The 16,405-nt window shown below is 42.2% G+C and carries 12 protein-coding genes and 2 pseudogenes; 7 read left to right on the forward strand and 7 right to left on the reverse strand.

Going from position 1 to position 16,405, the window contains the following annotated elements:
- On the reverse strand, positions 1–459 hold the full coding sequence (locus KXD37_RS10000) for a GtrA family protein (RefSeq protein ID WP_127695106.1): 459 nt from the start codon (positions 457–459) through the stop codon (positions 1–3).
- 222 nt (positions 460–681) lie between these two features.
- On the opposite strand from KXD37_RS10000, the pseudogene KXD37_RS10005 reads away from it, so the two are divergent.
- The 5 genes and pseudogenes from KXD37_RS10005 to KXD37_RS10020 all read left to right on the forward strand — a co-directional run.
- Positions 682–831, forward strand: a pseudogene (locus KXD37_RS10005) (6-carboxyhexanoate--CoA ligase); the annotation flags it as partial.
- Positions 807–914: pseudogene (locus tag KXD37_RS24100) on the forward strand (hypothetical protein); the annotation flags it as partial. The pseudogenes KXD37_RS10005 and KXD37_RS24100, both read left to right, overlap by 25 nt.
- 448 nt (positions 915–1,362) lie before the next feature.
- On the forward strand, positions 1,363–2,901 hold the full coding sequence (locus KXD37_RS10010) for a glycoside hydrolase family 43 protein (RefSeq protein ID WP_127695108.1): 1,539 nt from the start codon (positions 1,363–1,365) through the stop codon (positions 2,899–2,901).
- 241 nt (positions 2,902–3,142) lie between these two features.
- Positions 3,143–4,414, forward strand: coding sequence for a glycoside hydrolase family 30 beta sandwich domain-containing protein (locus tag KXD37_RS10015; RefSeq protein ID WP_106021639.1), 1,272 nt, complete (start codon positions 3,143–3,145; stop codon positions 4,412–4,414).
- 531 nt (positions 4,415–4,945) lie between these two features.
- Positions 4,946–6,091, forward strand: coding sequence for a choline esterase (locus tag KXD37_RS10020; protein WP_106021640.1), 1,146 nt, complete (start codon positions 4,946–4,948; stop codon positions 6,089–6,091).
- A 397-nt stretch (positions 6,092–6,488) separates the two neighbouring features.
- Here KXD37_RS10020 and KXD37_RS10025 read toward each other — a convergent pair whose 3' ends face one another.
- From KXD37_RS10025 to KXD37_RS10035, 3 genes are all read right to left on the reverse strand, one after another.
- Complete coding sequence (locus KXD37_RS10025; protein ID WP_059291729.1) at positions 6,489–6,749, reverse strand: YnfE family protein; 261 nt, start codon at positions 6,747–6,749, stop codon at positions 6,489–6,491.
- 76 nt (positions 6,750–6,825) lie between these two features.
- Positions 6,826–8,325, reverse strand: coding sequence for a cellulase family glycosylhydrolase (locus KXD37_RS10030; protein WP_255004724.1), 1,500 nt, complete (start codon positions 8,323–8,325; stop codon positions 6,826–6,828).
- A gap of 333 nt (positions 8,326–8,658) precedes the next feature.
- A complete protein-coding gene (locus KXD37_RS10035; protein WP_106021643.1) occupies positions 8,659–10,056 on the reverse strand; it encodes an alanine/glycine:cation symporter family protein in 1,398 nt (465 codons plus the stop codon).
- A 458-nt stretch (positions 10,057–10,514) separates the two neighbouring features.
- Between KXD37_RS10035 and KXD37_RS10040 the strand changes: the two genes are divergently transcribed.
- The gene (locus KXD37_RS10040) at positions 10,515–10,865 is read left to right on the forward strand and encodes a hypothetical protein (RefSeq protein ID WP_044155717.1); all 351 of its coding nucleotides are present in this window, start codon (positions 10,515–10,517) and stop codon (positions 10,863–10,865) included.
- Between the two features lie 24 nt (positions 10,866–10,889).
- Entirely contained in the window at positions 10,890–11,015 is a 126-nt protein-coding gene (locus tag KXD37_RS10045) for a hypothetical protein (RefSeq protein WP_010334426.1), read from the forward strand.
- Between the two features lie 49 nt (positions 11,016–11,064).
- On the opposite strand, the gene parC is transcribed toward KXD37_RS10045, so the two are convergent.
- The 3 genes from parC to KXD37_RS10060 form a co-directional block, all read right to left on the reverse strand.
- Positions 11,065–13,482 (reverse strand): DNA topoisomerase IV subunit A, encoded by a 2,418-nt coding sequence (gene parC / locus KXD37_RS10050; RefSeq protein ID WP_216394443.1) that lies wholly within the window; start codon positions 13,480–13,482, stop codon positions 11,065–11,067.
- Between the two features lie 3 nt (positions 13,483–13,485).
- On the reverse strand, positions 13,486–15,453 hold the full coding sequence (gene parE / locus KXD37_RS10055; RefSeq protein ID WP_263463510.1) for a DNA topoisomerase IV subunit B: 1,968 nt from the start codon (positions 15,451–15,453) through the stop codon (positions 13,486–13,488).
- Positions 15,454–15,843: 390 nt separating this feature from the next.
- Positions 15,844–16,251: a CoA-binding protein gene (locus KXD37_RS10060; RefSeq protein WP_059335687.1), complete on the reverse strand. Its 408-nt coding sequence runs from the start codon at positions 16,249–16,251 to the stop codon at positions 15,844–15,846.
- Positions 16,252–16,405 lie beyond the last annotated feature (154 nt).

A 16,405-nucleotide genomic window follows, 5' to 3' on the forward strand; every position in this document is an offset into this window, starting at 1 on the left:
TCACTCCTGATCCTGTATGTTTTTCAGCGAATCTCCAAATACCCAGATTCGGTTTCCGATAAAATTCATCATCATTCCGCCGATTGTGGCGGCGAGCTTACTCACCAAAAGCGAACAGCCGCCTTTTTGAAACAAATAAAGCAGCAAAAAGGTGATCCCCGACGCGGCAATATTAATCATGAGAAAGCGCACGATCTCTTTTCCGTCAGCCTTACGTTTTACACGAAACGTCCAATTCCGGTTCCACACATAGCTGTTGATGATACCTGCCGAATAGGAGCAGATCTGTGCTAGCAGATAAGGGACATGACAAGCGGTGAGAAGAAAGAAGACACCAAAATCTATCAGCGTATTGCCGACGCCCACGGTGCAAAAACGGCCTAATGTTTTTATTTTTTCTCTCAACATAACGGCACCCAGTTTTGACCTCCCTTCATAAAAAATGCAGATGGCTGTCACATTTGTTGATATGGATTACTTTAGAGGACAGTGTTGAATAAACAATTACTAAAATATGAACAAAACATGAAAAAATAATGAGGCCTTGCAGATTCATTAAGTTAATAGTTTGATCGTGCAGGTTGACATATTTTACGAGGAACACTAATATCCTGCACAAGTGTTGACCTTTAATGAGTTTAGTTAACATTCATTCTCAAGGTTAGAAAGGAGGGGAATATGATGCAGGAAGAAACATATTATAGCGTCAGAATGAGAGCTTTCCAGGACGCCCCCTATGAACAAGGCGGAGAACGGGTCATCACTTACAGCGGTTTACAGGAAGGGGTGAATGGCTTATTACATAAAGGCTTCTCGCACTCGAGAGGGACAGGGACAGCGACAAAGCAAAAGGCATCACAGGTCAGGCCGTAGTTATGGACGGCGGGTATACCGCAATAGTTCTTGTACTCTAAAAAAAACAGCCGCTCTGAACGGCTGTTTTTTTGCGCCTGAAAACCTTTTAAGACTGATTTTCCCACCTTATATATTCAATGAATAAATGTATCCAGTTTCTTTGTAAAACCGAACAATAATTCCTCCGAAAGTATTCTATACACATTTATTATAATCATGCTAGGATGTTAGATAAAGGGATATTTTGTATAATATTGCATCTCTATTCAATGTGATCGGAGGGAACTCTTGAAAAATCCTGCCTTTTTATTTCCTGCCAGAAGCATGCATCGGCAAGCTGTGGTACGTGTCATCAGGATGGCGGAGGAAAAGGGGGGCTAAATATACCTTATTTGAATGTCAGTGCGCTTTTTCACCGTTCGATGATACGATCAGCATCCGATTTATGTGTCCTTCATGACCTGTGTGATCACCCCCCATTTTTAGAAAAAAGGAGGATGTTAAGTCATGAGTAAAAAGTGTAGCGTATGTTTATGGGTTCTTGCTTTATTATTGAGTTGCTTATTTGGGGAGTCTGCATATGCAGCCAGTACTACAATTGCAAAACATGCAGGGAATTCAAACCCCCTTATAGACCATCATTTGGGAGCAGATCCGTTTGCGCTGACCTATAACGGAAGAGTCTACATCTATATGTCAAGTGATGACTATGAATATAATAACAACGGAACGATTAAGGATAACTCATTTGCCAATTTGAATAGAGTATTCGTCATCTCTTCAGCGGATATGGTGAACTGGACAGACCACGGAGCCATTCCGGTAGCAGGTGCCAACGGGGCTAATGGCGGCCGGGGGATTGCGAAATGGGCAGGTGCGTCCTGGGCCCCGTCAGTCGCAGTTAAAAAGATAAATGGTAAGGATAAATTCTTCCTTTATTTCGCAAACAGCGGCGGAGGTATCGGGGTTCTCACCGCAGACAGCCCGATTGGCCCATGGACCGACCCAATCGGAAAAGCGCTCGTAACGCCAAGTACGCCAGGAATGTCCGGTGTTGTATGGCTTTTTGATCCGGCAGTATTTGTAGATGATGACGGCACCGGTTACCTGTATGCCGGGGGAGGCGTTCCTGGCGGTTCAAATCCAACGCAGGGACAATGGGCCAATCCTAAAACAGCAAGAGTCATGAAATTGGGGCCTGATATGACCAGTGTTGTTGGAAGTGCAGCTACAATTGATGCGCCTTTTATGTTTGAAGATTCGGGAATGCATAAGCATAACGGAAAATATTACTATTCCTATTGCATCAATTTCGGGGGCACGCACCCGGCCGATAAACCCCCAGGTGAGATCGGCTATATGACCAGCTCAAGTCCCATGGGTCCCTTTACATATAGAGGGCACTTCCTGAAAAATCCGGGAGCATTTTTCGGAGGTGGCGGAAACAACCACCATGCTGTTTTCAATTTAAAAAATGAGTGGTATGTGGTGTACCATACCCAAACTGTCAGTTCAGCTCTGTTCGGGGCCGGCAAAGGATACCGTTCTCCCCATATTAATAAGCTGGCGCATAATGCAGATGGATCCATTCAAGAGGTTGCAGCAAATTATGCAGGCGTAACACAGCTTTCCAATTTGAATCCATTTAACCGGGTAGAAGCTGAAACGTTTGCCTGGAATGGACGCATTTTGACCGAGAAATCCTCAGCACTCGGCGGGCCGGTAAATAATCAAAATGTAACAAGCATTCATAACGGAGACTGGATTGCTGTAGGAAATGCAGACTTCGGGGCGGGCGGTGCCAGAACGTTTAAAGCAAATGTAGCATCCACTATAGGCGGGAAAATAGAAGTGCGTCTAGACAGTGCAAACGGTAAGCTTGCAGGAACCCTGAATGTACCTTCCACAGGCGGAGCGCAAAACTGGAAAGAAATAGAAACTGCGGTAAGCGGCGCAACCGGTGTACACAAAGTTTTCTTTGTATTTACCGGAACAGGTACAGGAAACTTGTTTAATTTTGATTACTGGCAGTTTACGCAAAGATAGCACCGGCAATGGTCCTGCTTAAGAGTGTAGAAATGGCCAACGCCGGAGCAGCCCCTCCATTATGAATATACCGTTTGGGTGAAAAAATGGTTCGGGTAATTACAACGAGTTTAGCAAGGAAAAGTTTGATATACCTCTTGAAAGCAAAGGGCTTTTCAAAAGATGAGAAAACCTTTTGTTTGCAATATAAAAGGAGACAGATCAGATTGTTTAATACCATAAAAGACAAGGAGAGGAAAAAATGATTTCAAGCGTAAAAAAACCAATTTGTGTATTATTGGTATGTTTCACTATGCTGTCAGTCATGTTAGCCGGGCCAGGTGCTACTGAAGTTTTAGCAGCAAGTGATGTAACAATTAATTTATCTGCAGAAAAACAAGTGATCCGCGGTTTTGGAGGCATGAACCACCCGGCTTGGATTGGAGATTTGACAGCAGCTCAAAGAGAAACCGCTTTTGGCAATGGACAGAATCAGTTAGGTTTTTCAATCTTAAGAATTCATGTGGATGAAAATAGAAATAATTGGTATAGAGAAGTGGAGACTGCAAAGAATGCGATCAAACATGGAGCAATCGTTTTTGCTTCTCCCTGGAATCCTCCAAGCGATATGGTTGAGACCTTCAATCGTAATGGTGACACATCAGCTAAACGGCTAAGATACGATAAGTACGCCGCATACGCGCAGCATCTTAACGATTTTGTTACCTACATGAAGAATAATGGCGTGAATCTTTATGCGATTTCTGTTCAAAACGAGCCTGATTATGCGCACGAATGGACGTGGTGGACTCCGCAAGAAATACTTCGTTTCATGAGAGAAAATGCCGGTTCCATTAATGCACGTGTCATTGCACCAGAATCTTTTCAGTACTTTAAAAATATATCGGACCCCATTTTGAACGATCCACAGGCGCTTAGGAATATGGATATTCTCGGAACTCACCTGTACGGTACTCAGGTCAGTCAGTTTCCTTATCCTCTATTCAAACAAAAAGGAGCAGGGAAAGAGCTATGGATGACGGAAGTATACTATCCAAACAGTGACAACAATTCAGCGGATCGCTGGCCCGAGGCATTAGGCGTTTCAGAGCATATTCACCATTCAATGGTGGAGGGAGATTTTCAATCTTATGTTTGGTGGTACATCCGCAGATCTTACGGTCCTATGAAAGAAGACGGTACGATCAGCAAACGCGGTTACAATATGGCTCATTTCTCGAAGTTTGTGCGTCCCGGCTATGTAAGGGTAGATGCAACGAAAAATCCTAATGCGAACGTTTACGTGTCAGCCTATAAAGGTGACAACAAGGTCGTTATTGTTGCCATTAACAAAAGTAACACAGGGGTCAACCAAAACTTTGTGTTGCAGAATGGATCTGCTTCTCAGGTATCTAGGTGGATAACAAGCGGAAGCAGCAATCTTCAACCTGGAACGAATCTCAATGTAACGGGCAATCATTTTTGGGCCCATCTTCCAGCTCAAAGCGTGACAACATTTGTCGCAAATCGTTAAGGGCACCTCAGGCAAGCGGGCCCGCGGACATGTTTTGCCAAAAATCCATATTGCAAAACCAGGGAAGAGGAAGAAACTAGAGGAAGAAATTATATATTTAATTTGATGGGTTTTTTCGAATTTTTGGTAATACAATTCTGTTTCTGAAAATGACAGAGTTGTATTACCCTTTATTATTTGGGAAAGTAAAAGTGGATCCATTCTGAACGACCGATGCACTATCACTGAGATATTATGAATATTTATAGAAGGGTATTGTAGAACCTTGTCGAAATTTTATAGAAAAATCTTGTTAAAAGAGGTGTACACATGTATTCGCTCATTAACATGAAAAGAAGCAGCAAGTTTGGAAATAATTATTGGGAATTATATAGTCCTTAACTAAAAAGGAATGTTCGCTTGTTCAGTGAACTAGAATACGATTTTTGGGTTCTTGTTGAAACAGACCCTAAAACAGTTTTGAAAAGCGCTTATAGCGCAATGTATGTATTTCACATTCGCCACTTTTATTAATGAAGGGGGAACAAGAAAGTGAAAACTTATGACGCATTTCCAGAACCAATTGGCGGCTATACTGTCGGTCGAACCCAGATGGATGTTGAGTACACGGCATCAGATCACTCAAAAAGAGAACTGACGGCGTTTGTGTATTATCCATCTGACAGCAGCGAAGGGAAGACTACATCAACGTACATGTTTCCTGAAGTCTACGAGATGTTTAATGAGCAGCCACTTGTCACTGCGTATCTTAAAGGGAAGGATGTTTTCTCTATAGATATCAAGACCCAGTGTTACGACGACATTGCTCTCTCCGGGAAGGAAAAGCGCTATCCGGTGTTATTCTATGTTTGCGGCGGTGGCGGTTCTCCAGAATGGGGTACAGTGATCTGTACAGACTTGGCAAGCATGGGATATGTTGTGGTAAGCATCGGCCATCAGAATAGCACAATGTATAAGCGTAAAGATGGGCGCCTGTTTAATGTATCAAAGGATTTTTCGGATGTCATTATGGCGTTTTCTGAAGATACGGAGATGCTGGCGTTGGCTGGTAAGATGGAGATGCGGCCTGACGATGAAACTGCCATTGAGATGTGCCATAACTTGCTTACACTGCCGATACTTGCCAAGTTAACAGAGTATAGTGAATTACAGGCAGAAGATGTAAGGTATGTAGCCGATTATCTTTACAAACTGGACTCTGGAGAGCTGAATTCCATCTTTAAGGGCAGATTGTTGCTTGACATCGGCATGGGCATAGTCGGACATTCTTATGGAGGGCCTACGACGGCGATTGTTTGCCGGGACGACGACCGGTTCGCCTGCGGGATTGGCTTGGATAGCGGTGCGTTCGGCCTTCTCGACAGCGACCTTAAGAAACCCTTTTTGCTACTGTTTTGTGAACCTAACTATAACATGAATGCGATAATTGGCGATAACAATAGCATGGAAACCTATTATTTCTCTGTTGATCGTGTTGCGCATTTAGATTACTGCGACATCGTGTTTACCAGTGTTAATGAGGAACTCAGAGGCGAACGGGATGCTATAGAGATGCGAAATCTTGTTACAGACTATACGAAGAACTTTTTTGATCATTACATACTGCAGAAGGCTGCAAGTGTGGAGAGTCTGGCATACGATGGCGTGGACTTGATCAAGAAGACCAGCAACAAGTGACATAACCGAATTGGGCATTGGAAGCGGCAAAACAATTAAAAAAATCAACTGACGAAATAGATTATTATTACAAGCTCAAGGGTGCAATGATTTGTCAAATTTCATTGCACCTAAACAATTATTGTTTTCGCGAGCTACTTTAAAGTTTTTTTCTTATACAGATAATAATCCTGGCATAAGAGAGGCTGAACAACAATGGTGTGGATTTACGACTTATTTTAGTTAACATAATATATATTCTAGGAAGTAATTAATTTCAAAGAAATTCTGTCTCAATAACAAAGTATACTTAAGTTAGTGAGACAGAATAAGAAAATTACTTGCAGGTTGGCCAATTTCGATTGCTTTTATTTCAAGTGTCAAATGCCTGAGCTTCAGGAAGTCTTATTAAGAAACTTTAAAATGGCGAAGTCAACCCATAATATACGGCTTCCAGCTCTTCCAATGTCATATCACCGTATGCGCATTTGATCACCGAATCAGCAAACTCATCATAATCATAATCGCTGGTAAAGCCTTGCTGCAGAAGTTTTTCGTAGGCTTCAATCTGTTCTTTTTGGTTTTGGATATCTTTTTCCTTTCCTGGATAGTCCGGTCCGTTAACCAAGTCGCTGTTTTGTTTGAACAGCAACATATACTGTTTCAATGTTTCGTCCACAGCTTGTACCTCCTTGTTCTGCCGCTTGTTAGATAATGAAAACGGACACCAATTGTGATGTCCGTCAAAACAGTCACTATTTGGGTTCTGTTCCCCAAATCAGTTTTCCGTTATTATATAATGTGATTTTTTTTGTATCTTTAAACGTATTTGACTGGAAAAAAGAATAATCCCCGGCTTGTGAATAATTGCTCCAGTCCTCATTGTGAAGACGAATTTGAATTTCTCCGGTGCTTGCTCCCGGTGACAGCGTCCCGTTTCTAAACCCAAGTTCCAGATAGGCATCTGCACCTTTTACAGGTTTATGTAATGTCACAAACTTGTGCGTCACATTGCTGCATCCGATCTTCGCGTAATCACAGTCGAAGTTTTGGCCTTTGTTTTTCGTGTTATACCAGTAGCGGACAGTTACATTTTTTAAGTTAACGGTGGTCTTGCTGTTGTTTTTCACATTGATCTGAGGACGGATTTGGTTGCTGTTCACACTTCCATCCCCTGTTCTGTATTGCACAGAGATGCTGTTTTCCTGTGCGGGTTTCTCTTGCTTTGGCGTCTCAGATCTGTCTTCTCTCGAATTTTGGGAGCCGCGGATGTTTTCTCTTACAAATGTCCCTGAAGCGGATAAATCTGATAACGGCCAGCCGCCTGTTTTAGATGCCCCCGGCTTTAAAGCTGAGGATGATTCCTGCTTATCAGAAAGGTTCCAGTTTACCCAGCTGATTTTCTTGCTGTCGAGATAATTCAGCCATTCCCTCGACTGGTCAAGGTATACCCCTCCATTTCCGGAAGCGTCACTCGTCCCCCATTCCGTTACAAAAATCGGAGCTCCTTTGCTGAGCGCATAGTCCGCTTTATCCCTTAAAAACTGGCCGTGTGTACCGGCATAAAAATGAAGCGCGTACATGACGTTTGCATCCTTAAGCTGATCATCCGCAGCATCGTTGACATCCTGGCTCCAAGTGCCTGTTCCGGTAATAATGATGTTATCCGGGTCATTTTTACGGATAACGGAAATCACTTCTTCCGCATACGGTTTGATATCGCGCTTCCAATTTACATCACCGTTCGGTTCATTAGCAATTTCATATATAACGTTTGGTGAGCTTCCGTAAAGGCTTGACATTTCCTTAAAGAATTCTTTTGCCTTCTCTTTATTTTGATTTGGATTGCCATCATTTAAAATATGCCAGTCAATGATGACATATATTCCGAGCTCTTTTGCCGCTTCAACAGCTTCTTTGACTTTATTTTTCACAGACGGATTCTCTATATAACCGCCGTCAGCCGTGTACATTGCCGCCCGGAAGACGGTAATTCCCCAATCGTCTCTTAGCCATTTTAAAGTGTCTTTATTGACATAATCGCCGAACCACTGCAAACCGTGTGAGCTGATCCCCTTCAGCTGCACCGGTTTTCCGTTTTGATTGACTAGCTGAGTACCTTTGATACTAAGCTGCCCATTAAGGGCTACAGGCGTTTTCGCCCCTGCTGCAGAGGCTTCCGGTACTGCGAAACCGCTAATTGTTAATACTGTCATTAATAAACAAGCGATAAAGATAGAGACTGAACGTTTCATATAGCATTCTCTCCTCCTCCAAATAATCATGTAAAATGTCTGCCTATTAGCTGCCGCTCTCCCTCCCTTTCTTTTTTTAAACACGGACTCATTGTAAAAATCTTTCTCATGATTGTCTATCAACCTAATTTCTTGTTTTTAGACGGCAAAAAAGCCTGTCAATTGACTCTTTTTGTGTTGCTTCTTATACAGCTGACACGTGTATATCAGGGGATAAAAGTGCTTGTTCAGGACTTTACACGTTATTTTTTGATGAAATCAAAAGATTCCGCTTTTTTTCGGCAAATAAAAAGCTGCATTCAATGACTTGAATGCAGCCGTATTCTTTATAAATTATGCTTCTTGTTTCTCTTCTTCCCAAGTTTCAGCGTGTTTCAGTCCTGGGATATTTTTCGCTTTAAACACAGGATCAAGTCCTTGTTTGCGCTGTTTCGCGTAATCTTTATAGACTTTGTATGCTACGTTTGACAGCAGTGTGATCACAACTAAGTTAATCAGCGCCATGAGCCCCATAAAGAGATCCGCCATGTCCCAAACAAGTTGAAAGTCTGCCATACATCCGTAAACAACCATAAAAATAACCGCGATACGGTAAATATTCAGCCATAGCTTGCTAGTTTTAATAAATTCAATGTTTGTCTCACCATAATAATAGTTTCCGACAACTGAACTGAATGCAAACAAGAACATTGCGATGGCTATAAAAGTCGGCGTCCAGCTTCCAATATGGTGATTTAATGCAGCCTGTGTTACTTGAATACCGTCACCTTTTGGCGTTACGCTGTAAAGTAATACGATAAACGCAGTAGATGTACAGACAATAAATGTATCGAAAAATACACCCAATGTCTGAATAAGACCCTGTTTTGCCGGGTGCGAAACATGAGCTGTCGCAGCTGCATTCGGCGCGCTTCCCATTCCTGCTTCGTTAGTGAATAGTCCCCGTTTTGCGCCGGTTATAATGATGCCTCCTAAACCGCCGCCGACAATTTGTTCGAAGCCGAAAGCGTTCTTGACAATTGTTGCGATAATTCCTGGGAATGCAGAAATGTTAGTAATCACTACATATAAAGCAATAAGAATATAAATGCCTGCCATTACCGGAACAATTAATTGTGATACCGCCACAATACGTTTTAAACCGCCAAAAATAATAAACGCAGTTAAAACAGCAAGAACGATGGCTACTGCTGTTTTATTCACATGAAAAGCGCCATCTAAGGCACCCGCTATTGTGTTAGTTTGAACAGCGTTAAAGATTAAACCGAACGATACAGTAATTAAAACAGCGAATACAATGCCGAGCCATCTAGCTCCAAGACCCTTTTGGATATAGTAGGCCGGTCCGCCGCGGAAATCCTCCCCGTCTCTCACCTTATAAAGCTGCGCTAACGTACTCTCAACAAAGCTTGAAGCCATCCCTACAGCAGCTACAACCCACATCCAAAATACAGCTCCTGGTCCGCCTGTCGCAATTGCTAAGGCCACACCAGTCAAATTTCCTGTACCAACTCGGGATGCCGCAGAAATAAAGAACGCCTGCATAGATGAAACGCCTTTATTTCCTTCAGGCTTCTCACCTACTATTCTAAACATTTCAATAAAATATCGGAATTGGATAAAACCAAAACGAATTGTAAAAAATAATCCAAGCCCTACTAAAATATAGACTAAATAATCCCAAATAAAGGCACTTGGAATATTAATCATTTTGCTGAAAAAAGACTCCATACTTACCTCCCGTTTTTGCAATTCATGCTGAATTCATTTTTGATGTTAGATTTTTTAACACAACGAGTATTATTATATCACAATATGTCGAATTAGAAAGTTTTTTCGGAAGAATATTATGTTAGTTTGATTTTTTATTTTCTATGAATAAAATCATTAGAAATCAATAAAAAGAGTCTCCCTTTCTATTCATTCTCCGCTTGTTTCTCCCTAACCTTAGGGTGTATATCGTGATAATTTTTGAGCTGCAAACATATCTTTAAAATATGTTTTGAATCACACCCTAGATCGGGTATACATATACTAATAAAAGACATTTCACTTTAAAAAGGAACTGAAACGATATATACTTAACAAAGTGAATTTTATTTTTAAATTTAATAAATCAGGTTTACTTTTAAGATGGTCTGGGGTATCATTATAAAAATATTCAGTAATATCGAAGGGGGGGAGATCATTTGAAAAAAGTAACGATACTTAAAGCGTCCATCTTATTTTTGGCGATTGCCAGTTTTCATTTGTTCTCAATTCCCCACGCCTTTGATATTGGCCATCATTATAAAGCGGTAGCCGACCAGCAGGAAATGCATGAGATGAAAGCTGGCCAAAATGCAGATGATGAAAAGAAATCCATCACCGGAGCTTTTGCGCTGACTGCCTTCTCAATGGCTGTGCTGCTGATGACCGCGGAAAACAAAGATATATGTTACTCCCGGAGACGGCAGCGAAGAAAAAGCTTTATACTGGCCAAATTTTATCAATCGTCTTATTTCGACAAACTTCATGTTCAACATCACCCGAATATATAACGAAAATATGAGGAGGCTGTTAACATGTTGTTTATCTTAAGAATGGTGATTTTAGGCTTGTTCTCTTTCACAGCGCTGAACTTATTTGTATGGCAAGGTATTGAAGTCATTCATGCCGTGACAGACTTATTCACCAGCCATGAAAGCTGATGAAAACAAAATATACCCGCTCACGATATGTGGGCGGGTTTTTTAATGATTATTCAGTTGTAAGACGCCAGACAGCTGTGACCTTGCCTGATTCTTCTTCATCAATAAAGAATGAACCATTGCTGTATCTGTCGTTTGTTCGCAGCTCTTTAGCCTGCAGTTCTTTTCTGTCCCCTTTTTCCGTCTCTGCCATAAACCGCTCATCAAGTCCGCACGCGAACAGCGAAACGACACGATGCGGATTTTTCTTCAGTTCACGTAGCATAACGACTCCCCGTTTTGCACGGGAGGTCTTTTCAAACTCAGAAAGACTCATACGTTTGACCGCTCCCCGCTGTGTAAACAATACGAGAGAATCAGACTCATTCAGAATTTCTCCTGACACAACAAAGTCTCCATCTTTCAAGTTAATTCCTTTAACGCCAGCTGCACGTGCGCCCACAACATTTACTTCATCTTCTCCAAACCATAGGCCATATCCGAGATGTGTCGCCATCAAGATCTGACTGTCACCATTTGTCACATGTACATCAATCAGCTCGTCTTCACCCTTTAGATTTAACGCCACAAGTGCTTTAGAATAACGCTGTGCTTTGTAATGGGTGAGTTCTGTCTTTTTCACCATGCCGTTTTTCGTGAAGAATAAAAGATAAGCAGATGGATCAAACTCTTTTATCGGTATGGCCTTTACAATCGTTTCGTCACGTTCAATCGTGATTATGTTAGAAAAGTGCTGGCCCATGTCCTTCCATCTGATATCAGGCAGCTGGTGAACCGGACAATAGATATAGCTTCCCTTATTCGTGAACAGCAGCAGCACATCTGTCGTATTCATTTCAAACTGGTGCAGCATCCTGTCTGTGTCCTTCATTCCAAAATCCTGTCCGTTTGAAGCGGCAAAGGAACGCTGGCTTGTGCGCTTTAAGTAGCCATCTTTTGTAACGGTCACGTATACATCCTCAGAGGCAACCATGACTTCAAGATTAATTTTGATTTCCTCAATTTTTTCTTCAATGACAGAGCGTCTCGTGTCCGCATATTTCTTTTTCAGCGCTTTTAAGCTGTTTGTAATGACCTTTAACAGCTTTTTATCATTGCTCAAAATCGATTCAAGCTCTTCAATATTTTTGCTGAGCTCTTCAGCCTCTTCCTTGAGCGCTGTGATATCGGTATTTGTTAAACGATATAGCTGCAAGGACACGATAGCTTCAGCCTGAGGCTCAGTGAATTCATATTTCGCCATTAAATTGTTTTTGGCGTCACGTTTATCGCTAGAGGAGCGAATCGTTGCGATGACTTCATCCAAGATCGATAAAGCCTTCATAAGACCTTCTACAATGTGATGTCTGTCTTTTGCTTTTTGAAGCTCGTAAACGGATCGGTTTGTGACAACTTCTTTTTGGTGGCCGATGTATGCATCTAAAATAGCTGGCAGACTCATCAGCATTGGACGGCGGTTGTGGATCGCCACCATATTAAAGTTATACGTAATCTGTAAATCAGTATTTTTATATAAGTAATTCAAAATGCCCTTGGCATCTGCTTCTTTCTTTAGTTCTACGACCACTCTAAGGCCGGTTCGGTCTGTTTCGTCTCGAACCTCGGAGATGCCCTCAACCTTTTTATCAATACGGTACTCGTCCATTTTTTTCACAAGGTTGGCTTTATTGACTTCAAACGGAATTTCTGTAATCACAATTTGCTCACGTCCGCCTCTGATCGTTTCGATCTCAGCTTTTCCGCGGATAATAATTTTCCCTTTTCCGGTTTCGTAGGCTTTTCTAATGCCATCAACGCCCTGGATAATTCCGCCTGTCGGAAAGTCGGGCCCTTTGATCACTTCCATGAGATCGTCTACAGAGCATGACGGCATTTGAATGCGTTTAATAACAGCATCAATGACCTCTCCTAAATGATGAGGCGGTATATCAGTCGCGTATCCTGCAGATATACCGGTAGAACCGTTGACCAGCAAGTTAGGGAACATAGCCGGAAGTACAACAGGCTCCTTGCTTGTATCATCAAAGTTTGGGACAAATTCAACAGTATTTTTGTCAATATCCCGCAGAAGCTCTGATGCAATAGAAGACAACTTCGCTTCTGTGTAACGCATGGCCGCCGGAGGATCTCCATCTATACTTCCGTTATTCCCGTGCATTTCAATTAATACATTCCGCACTTTCCAATCCTGGCTCATCCGCACCATTGCTTCATACACCGAACTGTCACCGTGCGGATGGTAGTTACCGATGACATTACCGACCGTTTTGGCCGCTTTTCTGAAATTTTTATCAAATGTATTTCCGTCCGTATGCATCGCATACAGAATTCTGCGCTGTACGGGCTTTAAACCGTCGCGCGCATCAGGCAGCGCCCTGTCTTGAATAATATATTTACTATAGCGTCCAAAACGGTCGCCGATCACCTCTTCTAATGGTAAATCATGAAATAATTCTGGCTGTGACAATCATTAAACCTCCTCAGCGACCGATAAGTTTTCATTTTCTAAAATATTGCTTTCTTCATCCAAGCCGAAAGCTACGTTTTTCTCAATCCACTTTCTGCGCGGCTCTACTTTATCGCCCATTAATGTTGTCACGCGTCTCTCAACACGTGCCGCGTCGTCAATTTTAACCCTTACAAGCGTACGGGATTCCGGATTCATCGTCGTTTCCCACAGCTGATCTGCGTTCATCTCACCAAGACCCTTGTATCGCTGGATTGTATAGCCCTTGCCGACTTTTTTCAGTACATCATCCATCTCTTCATCAGACCATGCATATTCAATAATTTCTTTTTTCCCGCTGCCTTTGCTGACCTTATATAAAGGAGGCAGTGCAATAAATACCTTTCCATTCTCAATGAGCGGCTTCATATAGCGATAGAAAAAGGTTAAAAGCAGTACTTGAATATGAGCGCCGTCAGTATCGGCATCCGTCATAATGATGATTTTATCGTAGTTAATGTCTTCGACTGAAAAATCAGCCCCGACACCGCCGCCGATGGCATGAATGATCGTATTAATCTCTTCGTTTTTAAAGATATCAGCAAGCTTTGCTTTTTCCGTATTAATGACTTTACCGCGCAATGGCAGAACCGCTTGGAATCTACGGTCTCTTCCCTGCTTTGCTGAACCACCCGCAGAGTCACCCTCAACGAGATACAATTCATTTTTTGCCGGATTTCTCGAACCCGCAGGTGTCAGCTTACCGCTTAATGTCGCTTCTGATTTTTTTCGTTTTTTGCCGCTTCTGGCTTCTTCCCGGGCTTTACGAGCCGCTTCTCGCGCCTGGCTCGCCTTTATTGCTTTTTTCACAAGAAGAGTAGCGGTGTCCCGATTTTCCTCTAAAAAGTAAGCAAGCTGTTCTGATACGATTGTGTCTACAGCAGATCTTGCTTCGCTTGTGCCGAGTTTTCCTTTTGTTTGTCCTTCAAATTGAAGAAGTTCTTCAGGAATACGGACAGAGATTATAGCTGAAAGCCCTTCCCTTATATCTGTGCCTTCAAGGTTTTTATCCTTTTCTTTCAGCAAAGCCACTTTTCTCGCATATTCATTAAAGGCTCTCGTCATCGCTGTCTTTGCACCTGACTCATGAGTTCCGCCGTCTTTTGTTCTGACGTTGTTAACAAACGACAGGATATTTTCTGAATAGCCGTCGTTAAACTGGAACGCAAAATCCACTTCGATGGAATGGTGCTCTCCTTCAAACGAGACCACTTCAGACAGGGCATCCTTTTCCTCATTTAAGTAAGCAACAAACGCTTCTATTCCGTTCTCATAATAAAAGACTTCACGCTGGCCGTTCCGCTCGTCAATCAGTTCAATTTTTAATCCTTTTAATAAAAACGCTGATTCCCGTAAGCGTTCAGAAAGCGTTTCAAAATTATAAGTTGTTGTGCTGAACATTGTCGGATCAGGCTTAAAGTGAGTAAGTGTGCCTGTCTTTTTCGTTTTGCCAATCTTTTCGAGAGATGTGACCGGTTTACCTCCGTTTTCAAAACGCTGCTGATAGACGAAGCCGTCCCGCTCAATCGTAACCGTCAGCCATTCAGATAAAGCATTCACGACAGACGCGCCGACGCCGTGAAGCCCTCCGCTTGTCTTATAACCGCCTTGACCGAATTTTCCGCCTGCGTGAAGCACCGTTAAAATGACCTCAGGGGTTGGTTTGCCGAGTTTATGCATTCCAGTCGGCATGCCGCGGCCTCTATCCTGTACAGAAATACTGTTGTCTTTATGTATTTTAACGATAATGTGATCTCCATGGCCGGCAAGTACCTCATCGACGGAGTTATCTACAATTTCATAAACCAAGTGATGCAAGCCTCTCGCGTCGGTTGAGCCAATATACATACCCGGCCTTTTCCTTACGGCTTCAAGGCCTTCCAGCACCTGTATGGCATCTTCGTTGTAATCAAATTGCTGTTTTCTAGCCAAACGTACAAACCCCTTTCAAAAAACTAACATTCTCTTTTTCATTGTTACTTGTCAATTGTATAAAAGTATTTTTCATAATCCTTGCCCCGGTGCGCTTCTGCCTTGGACTCTTCATTATAACCAATGTAATCCCATTCTCAACATACAGCTAACGAATCATTCCGTAAAACATCCAAAAGTGCTGTTTTTCCGAGATGAGAACGTATGTTTGTTTATTATATATAAAGCAGCGGACCTTCGCAAATCGAACGGCCGGAACCCAGCTTAGCAAGGCATTCAAAAAAAGCTGTTCAAGCTTTATTGTATCTGTTTCACAGTAATTCGCAAACAATATCTTTACATGAAAAAGCAAAAATCCTTGAATTCACAAGGATTTTTGCAGCTCTGCACCTATTTTGTTACAGCGTGTGCCACTTTTATGCACAGATCCATGATGACCGTTCTGCCATCTTCCTTCAGCATCTGATAAGCCTCTTCGTTCACCAGGCCTTGCTGCGCCCAAAATACCGGGGCATCTGTCTCCAGAAACTCTTTAGCGACATCAGGAAGCTGTTCTGAACGTCTGAATACATTTACGATATCAATCGGACCGTCAATTTCTTTTAACGATGATACGGCTTTTACACCAAGCGCTTCTTCGATCGTCGGATTTACTGGTATGATTTCGTATCCCGCATCCTGCATCGCTTTTGATACCATATACGATGTTCTATCGGGACGGTCTGAAAGCCCGACTACCGCTATTCTCTTACTTCCATCAAGAATTTCTTTGATTTCCGCTTTTGAAGGGTTTTGCATGATAGACCACTCCTTTTTGTTTATTCTACACGACCGAAAAGGAAGAAATCAAAATATGATGTATGGCTGATTAGATTTGTAAGCAAACTTTACAAAAAAACTTATCATCAGATCATGACATCTCATGTTAAAATAGAGATTAGGGACATTGAAA

The sequence above is a fragment of the Bacillus sp. XT-2 genome (assembly GCF_025696525.1).
GTDB lineage: Bacteria > Bacillota > Bacilli > Bacillales > Bacillaceae > Bacillus > Bacillus halotolerans.

Bases quoted from the DNA above. Each gene is read 5' to 3' on its own strand.
- KXD37_RS10030 (WP_255004724.1), bottom strand. From the start codon at position 8,325: ATGAAACGTTCAGTCTCTATCTTTATCGCTTGTTTATTAATGACAGTA.
- KXD37_RS10010 (WP_127695108.1), top strand. From the start codon at position 1,363: ATGAGTAAAAAGTGTAGCGTATGTTTATGGGTTCTTGCTTTATTATTG.
- KXD37_RS10060 (WP_059335687.1), bottom strand. From the start codon at position 16,251: ATGCAAAACCCTTCAAAAGCGGAAATCAAAGAAATTCTTGATGGAAGT.
- KXD37_RS10045 (WP_010334426.1), top strand. From the start codon at position 10,890: ATGTTGTTTATCTTAAGAATGGTGATTTTAGGCTTGTTCTCTTTCACA.
- KXD37_RS10015 (WP_106021639.1), top strand. From the start codon at position 3,143: ATGATTTCAAGCGTAAAAAAACCAATTTGTGTATTATTGGTATGTTTC.
- KXD37_RS10035 (WP_106021643.1), bottom strand. From the start codon at position 10,056: ATGGAGTCTTTTTTCAGCAAAATGATTAATATTCCAAGTGCCTTTATT.